This window comes from Flavobacterium sp. FlaQc-52 (genome assembly GCF_044007495.1).
Classification (GTDB): Bacteria; Bacteroidota; Bacteroidia; order Flavobacteriales; family Flavobacteriaceae; genus Flavobacterium; species Flavobacterium cupriresistens.
In genome coordinates this window covers 833,193-848,804 of record NZ_JBIPCV010000001.1, presented here as the reverse complement: position 1 = coordinate 848,804, position 15,612 = coordinate 833,193, and the positions used below count along the sequence as shown (strand labels likewise).

General features: G+C 32.1%; 20 protein-coding genes and 1 pseudogene. All 21 read right to left on the bottom strand.

Annotation, left to right across the window (positions count from 1 at the left end):
- Positions 1 to 126: 126 nt before the first annotated feature.
- Positions 127 to 660, bottom strand: a complete 534-nt coding sequence (locus ACHRV5_RS03395) for an STM3941 family protein (RefSeq protein ID WP_395425770.1) — start codon at positions 658 to 660, stop codon at positions 127 to 129.
- A gap of 7 nt (positions 661 to 667) precedes the next feature.
- Positions 668 to 946 (bottom strand): hypothetical protein, encoded by a 279-nt coding sequence (locus tag ACHRV5_RS03390; protein ID WP_395425769.1) that lies wholly within the window; start codon positions 944 to 946, stop codon positions 668 to 670.
- Positions 947 to 991: 45 nt separating this feature from the next.
- Positions 992 to 1,471, bottom strand: coding sequence for a hypothetical protein (locus ACHRV5_RS03385; RefSeq protein ID WP_395425768.1), 480 nt, complete (start codon positions 1,469 to 1,471; stop codon positions 992 to 994).
- Positions 1,472 to 1,711: 240 nt separating this feature from the next.
- A complete protein-coding gene (locus ACHRV5_RS03380; RefSeq protein ID WP_395425767.1) occupies positions 1,712 to 2,098 on the bottom strand; it encodes a hypothetical protein in 387 nt (128 codons plus the stop codon).
- Between the two features lie 287 nt (positions 2,099 to 2,385).
- Positions 2,386 to 2,721: a hypothetical protein gene (locus tag ACHRV5_RS03375; protein WP_395425766.1), complete on the bottom strand. Its 336-nt coding sequence runs from the start codon at positions 2,719 to 2,721 to the stop codon at positions 2,386 to 2,388.
- Between the two features lie 4 nt (positions 2,722 to 2,725).
- On the bottom strand, positions 2,726 to 3,091 hold the full coding sequence (locus ACHRV5_RS03370) for a DUF4262 domain-containing protein (protein WP_395425765.1): 366 nt from the start codon (positions 3,089 to 3,091) through the stop codon (positions 2,726 to 2,728).
- A 5-nt stretch (positions 3,092 to 3,096) separates the two neighbouring features.
- Complete coding sequence (locus tag ACHRV5_RS03365) at positions 3,097 to 3,534, bottom strand: DUF4265 domain-containing protein (RefSeq protein WP_395425764.1); 438 nt, start codon at positions 3,532 to 3,534, stop codon at positions 3,097 to 3,099.
- Between the two features lie 147 nt (positions 3,535 to 3,681).
- Complete coding sequence (locus ACHRV5_RS03360; RefSeq protein WP_395425763.1) at positions 3,682 to 4,197, bottom strand: hypothetical protein; 516 nt, start codon at positions 4,195 to 4,197, stop codon at positions 3,682 to 3,684.
- 153 nt (positions 4,198 to 4,350) lie between these two features.
- Positions 4,351 to 4,881: a hypothetical protein gene (locus tag ACHRV5_RS03355; protein WP_395425762.1), complete on the bottom strand. Its 531-nt coding sequence runs from the start codon at positions 4,879 to 4,881 to the stop codon at positions 4,351 to 4,353.
- A gap of 47 nt (positions 4,882 to 4,928) precedes the next feature.
- Positions 4,929 to 5,528 (bottom strand): imm11 family protein, encoded by a 600-nt coding sequence (locus ACHRV5_RS03350; protein ID WP_395425761.1) that lies wholly within the window; start codon positions 5,526 to 5,528, stop codon positions 4,929 to 4,931.
- A gap of 63 nt (positions 5,529 to 5,591) precedes the next feature.
- Positions 5,592 to 6,077 (bottom strand): hypothetical protein, encoded by a 486-nt coding sequence (locus ACHRV5_RS03345; protein WP_395425760.1) that lies wholly within the window; start codon positions 6,075 to 6,077, stop codon positions 5,592 to 5,594.
- An 80-nt stretch (positions 6,078 to 6,157) separates the two neighbouring features.
- Positions 6,158 to 6,850: a hypothetical protein gene (locus ACHRV5_RS03340; RefSeq protein WP_395425759.1), complete on the bottom strand. Its 693-nt coding sequence runs from the start codon at positions 6,848 to 6,850 to the stop codon at positions 6,158 to 6,160.
- Positions 6,851 to 6,852: 2 nt separating this feature from the next.
- Positions 6,853 to 7,794: pseudogene (locus ACHRV5_RS03335) on the bottom strand (RHS repeat-associated core domain-containing protein); the annotation flags it as partial.
- Between the two features lie 315 nt (positions 7,795 to 8,109).
- Complete coding sequence (locus ACHRV5_RS03330) at positions 8,110 to 8,724, bottom strand: zeta toxin family protein (protein WP_395425758.1); 615 nt, start codon at positions 8,722 to 8,724, stop codon at positions 8,110 to 8,112.
- Between the two features lie 42 nt (positions 8,725 to 8,766).
- The gene (locus ACHRV5_RS03325; RefSeq protein ID WP_395425757.1) at positions 8,767 to 9,636 is read right to left on the bottom strand and encodes a tyrosine-type recombinase/integrase; all 870 of its coding nucleotides are present in this window, start codon (positions 9,634 to 9,636) and stop codon (positions 8,767 to 8,769) included.
- A 10-nt stretch (positions 9,637 to 9,646) separates the two neighbouring features.
- Positions 9,647 to 10,564, bottom strand: coding sequence for a tyrosine-type recombinase/integrase (locus ACHRV5_RS03320; protein WP_395425756.1), 918 nt, complete (start codon positions 10,562 to 10,564; stop codon positions 9,647 to 9,649).
- A 171-nt stretch (positions 10,565 to 10,735) separates the two neighbouring features.
- Positions 10,736 to 12,406 (bottom strand): hypothetical protein, encoded by a 1,671-nt coding sequence (locus ACHRV5_RS03315; RefSeq protein ID WP_395425755.1) that lies wholly within the window; start codon positions 12,404 to 12,406, stop codon positions 10,736 to 10,738.
- A gap of 5 nt (positions 12,407 to 12,411) precedes the next feature.
- Entirely contained in the window at positions 12,412 to 12,975 is a 564-nt protein-coding gene (locus ACHRV5_RS03310; protein WP_395425754.1) for a hypothetical protein, read from the bottom strand.
- Positions 12,976 to 13,900: 925 nt separating this feature from the next.
- Positions 13,901 to 14,257, bottom strand: a complete 357-nt coding sequence (locus ACHRV5_RS03305) for a hypothetical protein (RefSeq protein ID WP_395425753.1) — start codon at positions 14,255 to 14,257, stop codon at positions 13,901 to 13,903.
- Between the two features lie 20 nt (positions 14,258 to 14,277).
- Positions 14,278 to 14,628 carry a hypothetical protein gene (locus ACHRV5_RS03300; RefSeq protein ID WP_395425752.1) on the bottom strand — a complete coding sequence of 117 codons (351 nt, stop codon included), beginning with the start codon at positions 14,626 to 14,628 and terminating at the stop codon, positions 14,278 to 14,280.
- The gene (locus ACHRV5_RS03295; RefSeq protein ID WP_395425751.1) at positions 14,625 to 15,482 is read right to left on the bottom strand and encodes a hypothetical protein; all 858 of its coding nucleotides are present in this window, start codon (positions 15,480 to 15,482) and stop codon (positions 14,625 to 14,627) included. Before ACHRV5_RS03295 ends, ACHRV5_RS03300 begins: the two co-directional genes overlap by 4 nt.
- Positions 15,483 to 15,612 lie beyond the last annotated feature (130 nt).

Here is a 15,612-nt window from a genome sequence, read left to right as displayed (position 1 = left end):
TGAAGTGGCTTTTCTAGTATTGAGTTATTTTGCTTCCTCTCTTTTTTAGGTACAAAATATAATTCTGCACTATCTAACGTGGACATATACGATACGTCGAGTTTGTTTAATGATTATAGTGCTGTACTAATTTTTAATTTGTTTACTCTGATTAAAGCTTTCTAAGATTAATCGTTCTAATTCGTCGAAAGAGCAATCTAAATCCCCAGAAGTAATTATATAAGGTGTACCCATAGATTTTTCATTTATTTTAAAAAAAAGTGAACTAATACCTTTTTCATTATTTGGAGTTTCTTTTAAAAATATTGCTATGTAATTGTTATAATTATATTTAATTGTTTCTATCTTACTGATTTCTTCCCATTTGATAAGCTTTTTGGAATATAAGAAAAAACCATTAAATATACCTTGTTCGTCAATTCTTAAGAAAATATCTTTTCGAAAAACACTTTTTATGAGTAAAAATATTATCAAAGCACAAGTTATTATACCAACTATAGAAAATATAATTACCGCATTTTTTGTTGGAAGTAAAAAATAGGTGTGTTCGGAAGGATAGCGTAAAAAAATTACCAGTCCACATAAGACAAAAATCATCAATAGTATTATTGCAATTCTTCTGAAGTAATTTTTATTTTTCTCTATTATTATTGTTTTCATTTGTATATTATTCATAAGCATTCTCTACTAAATTTCCTGCTGTTTCACTCGCATAATATCCTGCAACTCCTCCAACAATGGCTCCTGCAACTGTTCCAACAATTGGTATTGGAATTAGACTTCCAACTGCAGCGGGCGGTTTATATTTATGAATATTATCTTTAAAATTCCAATTAGCCTTTTTACATAATTCTTTGTAAGTTTCCATACCTACTATTTTTCCACCATACGAATCTTGCTCCCATCCGCAACCTGCTTCTTCAAATTTCTTTACTTCGCTCTCCAAATTGTTTTGCACAATGGCTTTGCAACACTTGGAGAGCGTGGTAATTTACAAGGAATGAAGAATTTTATAATTTGAAATTACCAATTCCCCTTTGATATAATCAAATGTCTTAGTTTGAAAAATTTCTTTTTGTATCAAAACCTCATTTGAAATTGGATTTTTATAATCATACTCTAATGTATTATTTGATAGATCTAAAAAAATTAAAGATTTGTAATACCCATACTCGTCTGGATTCAAATTATTAGTTTGTATTAAATCCTGCCATAATTTTGTAGAATTATCACCTCTAATAATTAATCCATTCTTAATAGAGATTTTAAGTTTATTAGCCAAAATGGAATCAGGATGTTGTGTTTTAGATATTGGATAAAATTCCATGTATCTTATCGAGCCACTATATGATTTAGAAAATTTTATGACACCATATCCGCAAAAATTTTGAGTTGGTAATTCTTTTGATATGTTTTCATTCTTTGAACAAGATAAAAACATGCATAATAAAGTTAAATAGAAAAATTTCATAGTGTAATTGTTAAATTTATTTTTTCGCACTCTTTTATATCCATCTGGGAATTAGTCCTGTATCCGACGAAAAAAAGGAGAAATCTTCTGAGACAACTTCTTCGTAATCAACTTTAATAATTTGGTTTACAAAAAAAACATTTTTACTTGGTTTGTATTAAGCAAAAGGAGTATCAGTATAAGGAAAAATTAACCACCAATACATCTGATATATTACCGCTTTTAGACACTACAAAAAAATTATTTTTTTAAATAAGACTCCCTACTTGGTATTGGCCCTTTAGATACTGAATTCGTATCAATTTTAATTTTAAAATACTCGATTGTTTTATTAATTATTAAATAATCATCATATTTTTTTGGCTTACCATAAAAAAACAAAGTAATTGTATCATTTGAAAAACGGATATCTTTTATATTTGTTGAATTAATAATTGTGTCGCTTTCACCATTTATTGTATCATAGAGTAATACATAGTCGGCACTAGTTGAACTAACATTTGAATAATAAAACCATTCTATAACCTTATTTTTTGTTTTTATTTCTTTCAAATACAAGCGATCTTCTTGTAATTTATTTACGCAACCTAAAATTATTATAGGTATAAAGATTAAAAATTTTCTCATTGTTTGTAAAATTGTTTATAATATCCGTAATAAATGTACCCTCCAGAATATGAATGCTCTCCAAAATAAGGAAAATATCGATTATACCCATTGCCACCATTTTGGGACTGGTTATATTGACCAGCCTTATTCATGATTATGCCATACCAAAAATTACGCCCCGCTATGGGTGGTTTCGCATGTAACATGTTTGCTCCAAATCCAATATTTCCAACCGCTCTAAGTGTCGTTATTAAAGGCTTATGTCTGGCACTCACTCCATTTCCAATTGCAGTATAAGCTGGGTTTTATTCCCAATTGTTCCATTCAGAATCTTTATTTTCTCGCCATAAGCCTTTCCCAATATCCAAATTTACTGTTCGTCGCAGTGTATCATCAATTCCTAATATTGTACCTGGGACTATCCTTATATCTTCTTCTTTAAAATCTGGACCTGGACCTGAAAACATTTCCCATACATGATCTTCCCACCTCATTAGTTCTACTATTGTTTTACCTTTTAGAGAATCGATATCTGTTATAACATAAGAATTTTTAGGAACATTAATATTCCAATCCATGTCAATCCATTTCCAAATAGGATCGTTTGCAATAATAGGCTGCGACAATAATGGTGTATCCAATGTTCTATTCTCTGGAATAATGTTGATAAGCCATAATCTTATCAACATTATAATAATCATAAACACCCAGCATTAGCTTTTCACACCAAGATGAATCTACCTTATTTAAATAAAAAGTATTATCAGATAATATAAACTTTGAATCTACATGTGATCCAGATTGCAATTGTTGATATACATATCTAAATATTGATTCGTTGTTCTCAAGAGAAATAAATCCCCCTGCAATTATTAATTCAAAACCAAATTTTTCAGTTAATCCGATACAATAAGAATATTCAGGATTTTGACCACCATTCACTAATGTAAGATGGTAGTCATTTTTATGAATGTTCGTTTTTATAATTTCTAAAAATTCGCTTCTAATCATTTCCATCACATATTGTGCGCCATACAAGCCTCTTTAAAATCCAATTTTTTATTTTCTAATTCATTACTTAAAAAACTCTTAACTGGCAGATAACTAATTTCTTTAGGAACATTTACAGAAATATATCCTTTTAAATGACTTTCTTCCCAACCACAATCAAAACTTTCAATTTTTTTTGTGATGTAGTCGATGTCACTTTCGTTATTAATTATTATTTGAATTGTACTATTTCCTGATTCATCTATGATATCGTCAAAAAATAATTCCCCATCATCATCTTCAACACTTATTAAATCATCATAAGCAATATTCGGAGCAAAGAAAGGAATATTTTTAATTCTGTATCCATTTTCCTCTTTTACAGCCCAAACACTTTCCATTGCTATTTGTCCTTCGAGATCATAGTAAACGAACATTACTTTATCATTTATTGCTTCTTTCATTATCCTTTTATTAAATTACATCCTCTACATAATACTTGGCCATTATCTGGTGTTCCATATTTTTCTTTTAGCATGGTCAACGTTCGTTTCACTTGCAGATGGAGTTAATCCTTTTTTAGATTGTCAAGTTGGAGTTTTATTTTTCCACTAACCTAATTTTATTACGTTATTATTTTGTGCCCATTCGGCAAGTTTTTTCTTAAATAAATTATTTATATCTTCTGTAAAAAACCAGTTTTCACTATATTCCGTTTTCTTCAAAAATTTTTTTTTAAAATCTTTTAAAAGGTTATTAGCTTCATTTACAAAATGATCACTTTTTAAAGTTTGTTTACCGTCTTCATAATATTTGGGAGTATAATATAGACGACCAGCTTCTATTTTATTATCTTCTGAAGGAGTACATAATAAAAATTCTATTGCATAAGATTTTTCAAGATTAAATAAATAATATCTTTGTTTTTCGATGAATTTATATTCAATTTGATTTGAATCATAGATAATTTCTATCTTACTTTGTTTATCCAGTTTTTCTTCCTGTTTTATTTCATCCAGATGATTTACTAAATAAGGATATAGCGCAAAACCTTTCTTTCTAAAGTAAGTAATAAATTTCTCAATATCATTATTAGAGTGAAAAAAATTAAGTTGTTTTGAAATCATAATTTAAAATTAATTATATGGAACAAATATTGTTCTGTTACTACCTTTAGCCTCACCTTTTGTTGCATTGTTTATCGTTTGAATAGCCCTAGGTTCTCTTTACAGAAGTTCCATTTTTATTTGATTTTCTATCTAAATATTTACCATCTTTTCCTAACGCTTTGACCATTGTTGTCCTCCATTATTCAATACAGCATTATTTAATTCTATCCACTTAATTGCAGACTCAGAACAGTAACAATTGTTAGAATATTTTTTTAAGAAAATCTTTTTAAATTTTCTAAAGATTTCATCACACCAGCTTGTGAAATCTTCAGACTTAGAAATAGAATCACCGTTCTCATCGTAGTATGCTTTAATATAATAAAAGCGGCCACTTTGCAACGAATTTTTATCATACGGAAAAAATCCTCCTAAACTAAATTCAAGCAATAAACTTGCGGTGATGTAATAATAAGAAATATCATCTATCGTTTTAATTATAACCTTATCTAAAAAGTCTTTTTTTGTTAAAAAAATCTGCTTAATATCTTCATTTAAATCATTTATCGAAATATTTATATTTTTTTGCTTTTCAGTATTATCATTAACCAAAATTAATGCACTACATTCTTTAAGAAAACTATCCATTGAATTATAGTCTTCCGATGTAATAAAAAAGTTTAACTGTTTTGAACTACTCATTATTTAAAATTTAAAAGAAATTAATAAAAGAAACAAATTCGAGCTTTTTAAATTACTGTCACTTTTCCAAATTCAATTCCAGTTAATTTGCCCTTTTGTATATCTTTTTTTAGCTTTTCAGAAATAATTATAAAAATATTTATTTGCCATAAATTATCTGATAATTCTTCATGAAATACATTATAAAAGTTGACTTTTAATAAAGAATAACATGGTTTTAAAATTCTATTTGAATTTGGAATATACTTTGTGTTTTCGATGTCGAGAACATCTAATTTTCTATTAAATCTCAGTATGTAATAAATTTTAAATGTTGCATTCGCCCAGACTTTACAATTTATCCAATCGATATCTTCTTGCCCTGTTAAATGTAGATCGACAATTGCTTTTAATCTATCTGACATTAATGCAAAACCAATATTATTAGGAAGATAATCCTCCCATATTATATTTAAATCGGATAAATCGTTACTTTCTTCTACACTGTCTTTTAATTGACTAACTTTTTTAATCATTAAGTCAAAAGGTAATTTATTACACCCGACTAATTCTTCTGTCAATTCAAAATTTAGTTTAGAGTTTTCTGGACCAAATGCAACTGGCCCCACTGGCTTGTCAATCCAACTTATCGAAAAATATTTACTCATTACTGCCAACCGGATTTGCGTACTAAACCTGGATTTTGATGAACAGGTTGTGTGAAAGATTCATTAAATAATTTTATAAGTTCCACTTCCGTCAAATTCATTTTCTTTATCTGCATTAGCTAAGACTAACCCAACTTCCGTGGAATTGAATTTTGAAACCAATTGTTCCCAATATTTTTCATCTATTAGTTCATTCTCTGAATCAACTAAATCTTCATAATTGAAATCCTTTAAGAACTCTACCAGTATATCTTCGAAAATAAAGACTATTAGTCCTGTATCTGACGAAAAAAAAGAGAAATCTTCTGAAACGACTTCATCGTAATCAACTTTAATAATTTGGTTTACAAAAAAAACAATTTCAATTGGTTTATACTGAGCAAAAGGAGTATCAGTATAAGGAAAAACTTCACGTCTGATATCTGTAGCTAAAATATTATTTTTTAGTAACTCATTTTTTATGTCAGTCAAATAAAGGGCATCAATAACATAATATTTTTTATTAATGCTTAATTCTAAAGGTTCATTATTAATAGATATATTTTTCATTTTTTGTTATAAGAAACGTAGCGAAAATGTTCTAGTACAGATAATTTCGAAAACGCATTATTTATGCATTACCAAATTCATTAGTCAAATTCCAATTGAATAGAGTTTTTATATCCAATTTGTAATCCTGTTATATTACAATCTAGCAAGAAATCAATTAGTCTTTCTGAATAAAAAGGTAATGAACTTGCTTGAGTTTGAATTATATCTCTTTCAGAATACTTCTTAGGTATGGTAAGTTTTTCAAAACCGCCAGTTGGAAATTGAGAATTGAATTCAATATATTCTATAGAATTCTTAATAATATGATACTTTACATTTTTCATTATTTTATGACCCGAAATTATTGTCGACTTATCATAAATTATTTCATCTAAAGTCACAGATTCAATAAACAATAAATAATACATTTCATTAATATCTTCGATCTTAAATTCAAAAGTTTTAAAATTTCCAAGATGAAATGTTTTAATAATATCAACATATTTTTTACTGTACATTTTAAAAAGATACTGATAAGTAGGACCATATCTCATAATGTCAGTAATTTTCGCGCCTTTTCTTAATTTACCTTTAAGTATAGGAGTATTTAAACTAAAAATATCTGATTGTTTGTGCCAAAAATCTTTTTTAAATCCATTAAAGTGTTTTTCGAAATCCAAATATTTGTCATTTTTTTCAATAGAGTTTTCATCTAGCTCTACTTGAGAGGTGCCATTTTTGATGCCGATGATTTTAGCCTCAGCAGTTCTATCGATTTGATAATAATTCATAATTAATCTACATTAAATTGTCTAAAATAATCATTTAAATTTTCCATTCCTCCAGTTGCTTTATAATTATCATAAGCTTCATTAATCATATTATTTAAATCCTTTTGTAAAACTTTGATTGAACCAGGAGTTATGCTCTGCAAATTCTCAAGTTGTTTTGTAACATAAGCATTAAATTGAGGATGATTCCCGTGAAATGGAGTGGGTAATTTTTTGAGATTAAAACCTCCATTTAATTCTATAACTTCTTGTATTGCTTTACTTGCATCTCTATAAACAGCTCTTGGTATAATATGATGTTTCTGTATTTTTATGACAGTAGCCAAAGAACCAGCTATTGGCACCATTGCAGCCATACTTAGAGCGGCTCTACTGTAATCTCCTCTAATTGTTGATACAGCAGCGTTAATAAAATCAACTGGCTCACCAAAACCAGGAACACTTCCTAATCCATCTAATCCATCTTGAAATTCATTCCATTTTTGTGCATCTTGCTTATTTCTCCAACCTTCATAGTACTTTCCGTGCAAATAAGCATTTCCTCTTATTCTATCCCAATTTCTACTTTCGCCAATTTTAGGAATAATGGTAACCTCAGGTAAAATTTCTCCATTACCAGGGCCTTCATGATATTCTCCTTCTGGGTTCACGTAACCATTACTTCCCTTTTTGTCAAAATTTCCAGCACCATCATTAACCCATTTTGTTGAAGAATTTTCAGCACTATTTTGCAACAATGAATTTACAAATGCCTGTGAGAGTAAACCTGTAGGGTCAGACCAGAAAATTGGATTATTATAGGAAAAGACGAACGATGAAATAGAGTAGTTCATTTCTGATAATGCATCAATAGAATTAAATCTACCTAGGACATTGTCATATTGACGAAAGTCCATTGCTGTCATGTTAAGCTCTAATTCAACTTGAAGTTCTTGACCGTTGTATTTGTACTTATAGGGTTCTGTAAACCTTTTTTATATAAAACACCCCCTTGCAAAAAATCTTCATATAAAGAACGTCCATTTACATTTTCCTATAATACGAAATTAGATTTAGTTCGGTTATTTTCCTAATAAAAACATAGCCAATTTATCCCACAAAAAAGCCCTCATTCCTGAGGGCTTTTTTTGTTATTGAAATAATATTTTATAAAGAACTAGCTTTAATTCTTACGATTTTACCGTCCTTCATGACAACTAAATCACTGTTAGTTTTCTTTTTAGACTCAATCAATTTTTCATAAACTTTATCCATTGCGTCTATAATCTTCTTCTGAGTCGGTGTTGTTGTGTGTTCTCCCATGATTCCTTATTTTTGAGTTTATCGAACTTGATTTTATGTATAACTTCAATATCGTTACCTAACGTTTTTTGTGCAATCAATTCAGCCTTGCCAGCTGTATTATCAAAAATCAATGCTTCATTAACTATCGGCAAATATATATCAAATAAATTTGTAATTCCATTTTTATACCGTCGCTTAATAACATCGGTTTCAATATTATGCCCACCATCCTGAACCCGGAGCTTAACCCTCTCAATAGCCAGGTCAACATTATTAAGCCAGAAAAACAAAAGCACTACTTTATATCCTTTTTCCTGAGCCGTAATTACTTTCTGTTTATAGCTTTTTGTTGCCAAAGTTGTTTCAAAAGCAAACACTTCGTTATTCGCTAGTAATTCATTTATTCTGTGAAGCATTATCCTTCCCGCTTCAAAAGCTACCTTTTCCGGTTGAAACGGCGAAAGTCCTTTGGCTATTTCATCAGCATTTACAAACTCCTTACAATTTAGTATTTCAGGAAGTATTGTAAAAGAAGCAGTTGTTTTACCTGCTCCATTGCAACCTGCAATTATATAAAGATTTTTACTCATTAGTACAAAGATAAGAAATTTCAAATTTAATAAATACTATTTTTAGATACTTGGAAAGTAACGATTAATCATTTCTCTCTGATGGGAACTGTTCACTTTAATATATTTTTCCGTCGTTCCTGGCCATTTATGTCCTGCCAGTTCCTGAGCTCTTTCCAAGGAAATATTTTTCTCATTGAGCCAGTTACAAATCACACTCATTCGAATCGTCTGCGGATTTAGTTTACGATCTGGAAATAATGCCCTGAGCGGATCAATCATCCCATGAATACCGCCTACGGTAATAGGCTTGCCAAGCTTGGTAATAATTAGTTTCTCTGTTTTACATCGAAGCATTTGGGATCGGGTTTCCTGCAGGTAATTGAAAAACAAGATCATCTGTCTGGGAACTAAATTCATTGTCCGCTTATTGAGATTGATGGAAGCTTTAATATAAATCGTCCCATTATCCAGATCAATATCTTTTACATTAAGTCTTATAAGCTCATCGCTTGTAAGTCCCTGATAAATTAATAGTGATAATAAAACATTATTTCTTACATCCAAATGCTTGTATCGATTTTCCCTTTCCAAGAGCAGTTGCAATTCTGAACTACTGAATAAATCCTGCACCTGTATCGCCTGATTGCTGTTCACTTTAATATTTAAACGTTTGCATGGATGGTCATTTCTGTAACCGCTCATGACCAGATAATCATAATATTTTTTGATTGCCGATAAAATGACAACACGATATTTACTGTTGGACTGCCTCTGGCTTATTTCGTCCATATACTTCACGATATTCACGTATTTGTATCGCTTGGCTTTTGGATTTAATTTTAAAAAATGATTGATCGCAAACAAATAGCTTGATACAGTCTGTCTGCTGTAATTTTGGAGCAGGAACTGCTCTAGTGTTTGTTTTGTCATAGCTGATTCCTTAAAAGGTTGTTACTGGTTTTCGTTTCTTATTTTTAATAGCATAGATATAGGTTGTATTGATATCGGAATGCCCTAGAAAACCTCTTATGAAATCAATTCCCGCATTATTCTCAGCCAGATGATTTGCAATGCTGTGTCTGAGGCAGTGAAGAGTAATATCTTTTTTTATCAGTTCAAAATCTTTAGTCTGCTCGATCATTTTCTTTAGGATATCATTCAGGTTTTCCCCTGTACTTCGTCTGCCTTTGGAATTGATAAAAAAAGCTTCTTCTATATGGCTTTTCCCTGAAAGCCTTTGACTACGCTCTTCCTCAATGTATTTCTTTAAGTACCCCATAACCGTATCGCTCATCGGAACCTCACGCCTTTTGCTGTTTTTTCCGCTTCTGACAACAACCATTCCGGTAGCCAGTTTCACATCCTTTAAGTCCAGCGCACTGATTTCAGAACGCCTAAGCCCGCATCCGTAAGCAACAGAGAGTAAAGCCCGTTCCAATTCATTCTCGGCATGTTTGTATACCGTTTTTATTTCTTCAACACTGAGCGTGTTTCTTGAATTTTGAGTGCCTCCCTCATAACTCGGAATGTAATAACCGTTTTCAATTTCCTTATTTTCCATGAGGTTTATTAGAAACAATCCCTGCACAAACAAATGAAACTTAATGCTTTTCTGTGACAGCGTGCCTTCGCCTCTGAGCTTTGGTCTTACAATTAAATACTCAAAATATTTAATGGATTCTTTAGTAGACAGCTCCTGAATGTTATTGATTCCGGATTCTTCCAGCCAGAGCAAGAATTCAATTAAGGTGTTTTGGTACATTCTGCTGTTGCCTGTTTTATAATTCCTAACTTTTATAAAACTGTCAAAGGCATCTAAGAGCCTTCGAAATTCTTTATTTTCTATCTTGTTTTTCATTGTTTTTTGAGGTTAAGTTGCGGATTCTGCAAAGTCGTCGCTTGCGCACTCCGTGGAACACGGAACACCAGTATCGTATGGTCAGTAAAAACTGATGCTCACGCGTTCCACTGGCGTTCCGTAGCGTTCCATTTTTGGTTATTTGTTTTGTTTTTTTACTTTTTTTATATTTTAAAGTTGTTCCAATTGGCTGTTCAGTTCTTTCTTGATCTTACTTTTTAGTTTTTCCATATTGTCCCAGTAACTTATTACATATTTAAACCCCTTGTTTACCGAGCCTTCAATTGCCTGTATGTATTCGAGTTCCTGTAATAACTGCATGTACCTGAAAGCCGAAGTTTTGCTGATATTGAGTTTCTGGCGTATTTCCCTATTGGTAAAACGGTGCGTTGTGCCATTCTTTTGGCTTTTTACATAGCCTTTGAGATTCTCAAAAAACTGTCTTGTACTTTTATCGAGTTCATCCACTTTGATAATAATCGAACTGAAGAAAATATCGACGGAAGATTTCACATCTTCTTTAGTAGCTATCAGCCTGCCTTTACTGTCCGTTTTTCTTTGGTACTGGTGCAGGATGGTAATTTGTGAAACAAAATTTTGAAACTGATTGTTGAGTCTTCTGAGCATCTTGGCTTCTAAGGGAAGCATCAGTTTATCTGCAAAAGGATTAATCACTTCATAGGATTTAAGCACACGCATGGCATTTCTAAGGAGTTGTGTTGCCTGAACCTCGTTTTCACTGTTGCCTTTCCCTGCTAGTTTCTTATTTTGTTTTTCTATGATTCGCATAGTCTGTGCTTGGCTTTCATCTACGCCCAAGATTACCGAACGGCTCATATTGTCATAATACACCTCAGCTTTGGTCGTTGTGGTCATACTGGCAAAGTGCGCCTGTACTTGTTTTATTCTTCCCCTATTGTTTCCGAAAATATCTTTGACCACTGTGGAGCTTGTCAGGAACTTTGCAGACTGCATTTCACGAAAAGCATACTGCGCTTCTTCGTCCAGTCCGTCAAAATCCTGAATCACTATTAATTTATTGATAAGTTCCTTATCTCTGTAGTGATATAAGGATTTGCTTGTAATACGGGTCATGTTCATCACATCTTCCTGAGGCATACATTGCGTAATCCCGTTAATCAAATGGCTTTTTCCCTCTCCGCTTGACCCTTGGACAATGGCATGCATCAAATAAGGCATTTTATAACTCGAAGCAAGTATGAAAAGAACCATTCTATTTTGTTCTTCCCCGACAATTCCATTCTGCTCCAAGAGTTTATTTATATTTTGTAGCAATTGGGGTTTTGAAAGAAATTCGACCGCTTTTTCATGTGCCTGTGGTGTAAGCTCTTTTTCAGAGTATCGATCCGTTACAGGGTTTATTTCCGCTTCAAAAAGTGCTTCCCGATGCTGTTCCAATAAATCTGTTAACTGTAAAAAGTCTGTTTCCAATTCCTGAAAGTCAAAGCCCTGCTTTTCGGAGAGTTCCCCGCACTGGCTCTGCACACTGCCAAAATCAAAAAGATCAACTTTCAGCCTGTGTTTCTTCTGTGTAGTATTTGCTACAATCTGAAGGGATACTCTGAGGTTTCCCAAATCCATAGGCAGGTTACCAACAACATAAAATGTACCTGCAATGCCTGTATAGCTTATTTTGTAGCCGTTTACAATTTGTAATTCGTTGCCCGTTTTTTCTGTTTTTGCATTTTTTAAAAGATTCAATATTCCGTCCGTTCCATAATTGACCCACATATCATTTAGACTATGCCCCTCGGGAAGTTCCACTATTGAGAGTGGCACATCGGGTCTGATCTCCTGCATTTGTAATCTGATCTTTTCCATTTTTCTCACCGCTTAAAGATTATTATTGCTTCCAATTCATATAATGATTTAATAACTTCCAAGTGTTGTTCAAGCAATTCCCCATCATGCAGGGCAATAACTGCTTCCCTTTGATCCAGTACCTTACTTTGTATTAAACTTGCACAGTCAATGACCGTAGGTGCTAAGTATAATTTCCTAGTAAGGGGATGTGGATAGGTGGGATAAATCCCTTCGCTGTTCAGGTATTCCTGTTTCTGCTCGTCCAGATCAAAACGCAGGGCATAATAATTAACTATGTTGTTTTCCTGATTAAGAAGAGGAAAAATGAGCCCATATCGTCCAAAGACAGTATAGGCTGTAAAGGAATCGTCCCGAACTCCCGCATCACTTTTAGAAATTACGCCCAGTTTTTCAAACTGGTCTTTGCATTTAAGAGTTTTGCGATGATGGAACTGTCCTGAATTAAAACCGATCCGAAGATCTGAATATTCCAGTCCGATACCCTTGAGGTATTCTCTAGGCTTTACAGCCTTGCTACTTCGAATACCGGTTTCAAAAGACCGGAATAGTGTTTCTAAACTTTCCATAATTATTTTCTCAATTACTATTTTTTAAACTTTTATATAATTTTAAGAATGACTACAGCCCCTTGGAGTTTAGCCAATAAAGAAATAAAAACAGGAGCAAAATGCAGTTACACTGACCTTGTGAAGCAGTCAAAGGCATTGTTTGACAACATCCGATAAAGTTTTTGAAAGACTTTTTACTAAAAATTATTTCTTTGATAGTATGAATAAACAAGAGTTTGGATATCTGTGTTTTACAAATGTATTCCTGCATATATACTTATTAGCTTTCCTAACTATGTTGTGACATACCTGCGTTCTTGTGTACGTACTTCCCCTTATGCTCACATACATAACTGTATGCGCTGAGTCCTACATATCTGCATTTTTACATACCTGTGTTCCTGCATATATCATCCTGAAATAAAAAGAACTTAATATCGTAGTGGTTAGTTTTTAACGATAGCCATTTAACAACAATGCTTTTATAATTCAGCTTTTTACGCTGTAAATGTTTTTTTTAAATGGTTTTATAATCAACAGAACTCTACAAATCCGGCAAAAAATAAAACAGCCTTAAAGCTGTTTTTCCCGTTACCTTTAATCCAACACTGAAAAGGCGGATTCTTGTGTTCACCAGAACACGGCAAGTTGTGTTTTGAGGCACTCGAAACTCGATTAGTGCCTCAAAACAACTTGCCCTGCCGGGAGCTGAAAATACCTTCCAAAGTCACGTCTTTTTTTGAAGAAGTTAGAAATTGATTTTCTAACAAATCACGGCATTTACTTATAGTTACTTTACAAAGATAGAATCTAAAACACTGATTATCATAAGTAAAATTTACCTATCAAAAAGGGTTTCGTTCCGTCTTTTACAAAGATAATATGCTTTTTTATTATAATGATGGTCATAATATGTCCATGAAAACAGGATCTAAATATGATTTTACGTGCTTTGTTTTTCAGAGGTATCTTTGGTGTTTTTTCCCTTGTCCTCAGAGTCTGATATTTTCAATTTATAAATCTCGTCCAGCAATTCTAATTCAGCACTCGGTATTAATTGCAGGGCAAGTTCGAGTACTGATCCGATGTATATATCCCTATTATCCAATTCATCAGTCTGGACAATATGAAGGCAGATTCTGATCAGATTTACCCCCAGACCAATCATATCGGAATATCCATCAAATTTTATCTCTCGGATATGACCTTCGTAAACACTTTGTGCTGGTCTAAGCATCTTAAAATGATAAGAAGCTAAATGTTTTAATTCTTCAAAGGTTTTAATTCTACTTTCTTCCATAATTAAAGATATTAATGTTATTAATCGTTGGGTAATTCTTCCTCGTTTTCAGTTTCATCAAGGTACATTTGATTTATTTCATCCAGAAACTCAATTTCATGCACAGGAAGCAATTGAGCAACAATTTCTAATATTAATGCAACGTCGATAGATGGGTTCTTGACTGTTCTTGAAACTTCAGGCGCATCCTGCTCTAATGCCAGAATACATAATTTAAGCATGCTCGACGTAATACAAGCAAGTTCACTGTAACCTAACACCCTGATTTCAGCAATGTGAATATCCGTTTTATTGTTTACAGGCTTTATTGTTTTGAAATATCTGGCAACTAATTTTCTAAAACCTCCCGAGTTTTTAAGTTCACTTATCATGATTTCTGTTTCTTAGGTTCTAAATTTTCTAAACGCTCCAATTCAGCTTCTACAATTGAACAGGCTCTTTCATGAAAAAGACTGCATCTTTTATCCAGAAGTTCGGTATCTATTAAACATGACTCTTTAATATTAGCCCAGCGAAGTGAGCTTGGGTTTGTTTTTAATAATTCAAACAGTCTTTTATCTTCGCTGGTAGTTCTTGGAAATACATCAGAGGTAAGGGGTGTGAATATTTCACAGATATCAAACAGATATGCCATTGAAAAATGATCTGGATAATATCCTAAAAACACATTAATAAGACCTAAACAAATTTGTTCTACCGCAATATGCATCATAGAATCCTGAACAAATCCCGTATCCATGTAGTCAATTTGATTTTCACTTCTTAAAAAAGTTTCTGCAACTTTATTTCTGTTTTTCCAATACGAACGTGTAGAATCAATGTTACGTTTGGGAGTTCCATCAAAGGAAATACTTAAGGGCATATTCTCACGTTCATAAACTTTATAGCCTTTAGTTAAAACCTGATGGTAAAAATAGATTTGATTTGGTGTGAGGTAATGACCATATTTTGCTTTAAAAAAGAAAAGCGTTACGGTATAACGACCTTCGGTTTTGGTCTTTATAATATCGCTGATATCGGCAACAGCATTAATTATATATTCATCTGTCAAAACCATTAGATAGTAATGAGTATGTTCTTTCTGTGCTGAAATAAACTCTTGAAATGGGTTCTGAACTACCTGAATATTATTCTTTTCTCCAAAACAGAAAATACTGCTGGTGCTGATACTTTCAACAATAATGTTACTAATTGTCTGTAATCCTGAGTTCTTAATTGCTTTCATAATTTTACATTATTTAGTTAATACTTGTCTGAAAAATTGTATTTTTGTTTAACACACAAGCAAGTAAGCAATTACTTGTACGGTACGGTATCAAATTTTACCGTACCGTACATGAGATTTTTTGTATCAT

Bases quoted from the DNA above. Each gene is read 5' to 3' on its own strand.
- ACHRV5_RS03370 (WP_395425765.1), bottom strand. From the start codon at position 3,091: ATGATTAGAAGCGAATTTTTAGAAATTATAAAAACGAACATTCATAAA.
- ACHRV5_RS03310 (WP_395425754.1), bottom strand. From the start codon at position 12,975: ATGGAAAGTTTAGAAACACTATTCCGGTCTTTTGAAACCGGTATTCGA.
- ACHRV5_RS03395 (WP_395425770.1), bottom strand. From the start codon at position 660: ATGAAAACAATAATAATAGAGAAAAATAAAAATTACTTCAGAAGAATT.
- ACHRV5_RS03355 (WP_395425762.1), bottom strand. From the start codon at position 4,881: ATGAGTAGTTCAAAACAGTTAAACTTTTTTATTACATCGGAAGACTAT.
- ACHRV5_RS03345 (WP_395425760.1), bottom strand. From the start codon at position 6,077: ATGAAAAATATATCTATTAATAATGAACCTTTAGAATTAAGCATTAAT.
- ACHRV5_RS03350 (WP_395425761.1), bottom strand. From the start codon at position 5,528: ATGAGTAAATATTTTTCGATAAGTTGGATTGACAAGCCAGTGGGGCCA.
- ACHRV5_RS03295 (WP_395425751.1), bottom strand. From the start codon at position 15,482: ATGAAAGCAATTAAGAACTCAGGATTACAGACAATTAGTAACATTATT.
- ACHRV5_RS03300 (WP_395425752.1), bottom strand. From the start codon at position 14,628: ATGATAAGTGAACTTAAAAACTCGGGAGGTTTTAGAAAATTAGTTGCC.
- ACHRV5_RS03360 (WP_395425763.1), bottom strand. From the start codon at position 4,197: ATGATTTCAAAACAACTTAATTTTTTTCACTCTAATAATGATATTGAG.
- ACHRV5_RS03325 (WP_395425757.1), bottom strand. From the start codon at position 9,636: ATGACAAAACAAACACTAGAGCAGTTCCTGCTCCAAAATTACAGCAGA.
- ACHRV5_RS03330 (WP_395425758.1), bottom strand. From the start codon at position 8,724: ATGAGTAAAAATCTTTATATAATTGCAGGTTGCAATGGAGCAGGTAAA.
- ACHRV5_RS03320 (WP_395425756.1), bottom strand. From the start codon at position 10,564: ATGAAAAACAAGATAGAAAATAAAGAATTTCGAAGGCTCTTAGATGCC.
- ACHRV5_RS03315 (WP_395425755.1), bottom strand. From the start codon at position 12,406: ATGGAAAAGATCAGATTACAAATGCAGGAGATCAGACCCGATGTGCCA.
- ACHRV5_RS03305 (WP_395425753.1), bottom strand. From the start codon at position 14,257: ATGGAAGAAAGTAGAATTAAAACCTTTGAAGAATTAAAACATTTAGCT.
- ACHRV5_RS03380 (WP_395425767.1), bottom strand. From the start codon at position 2,098: ATGAGAAAATTTTTAATCTTTATACCTATAATAATTTTAGGTTGCGTA.
- ACHRV5_RS03340 (WP_395425759.1), bottom strand. From the start codon at position 6,850: ATGAATTATTATCAAATCGATAGAACTGCTGAGGCTAAAATCATCGGC.
- ACHRV5_RS03365 (WP_395425764.1), bottom strand. From the start codon at position 3,534: ATGAAAGAAGCAATAAATGATAAAGTAATGTTCGTTTACTATGATCTC.
- ACHRV5_RS03385 (WP_395425768.1), bottom strand. From the start codon at position 1,471: ATGAAATTTTTCTATTTAACTTTATTATGCATGTTTTTATCTTGTTCA.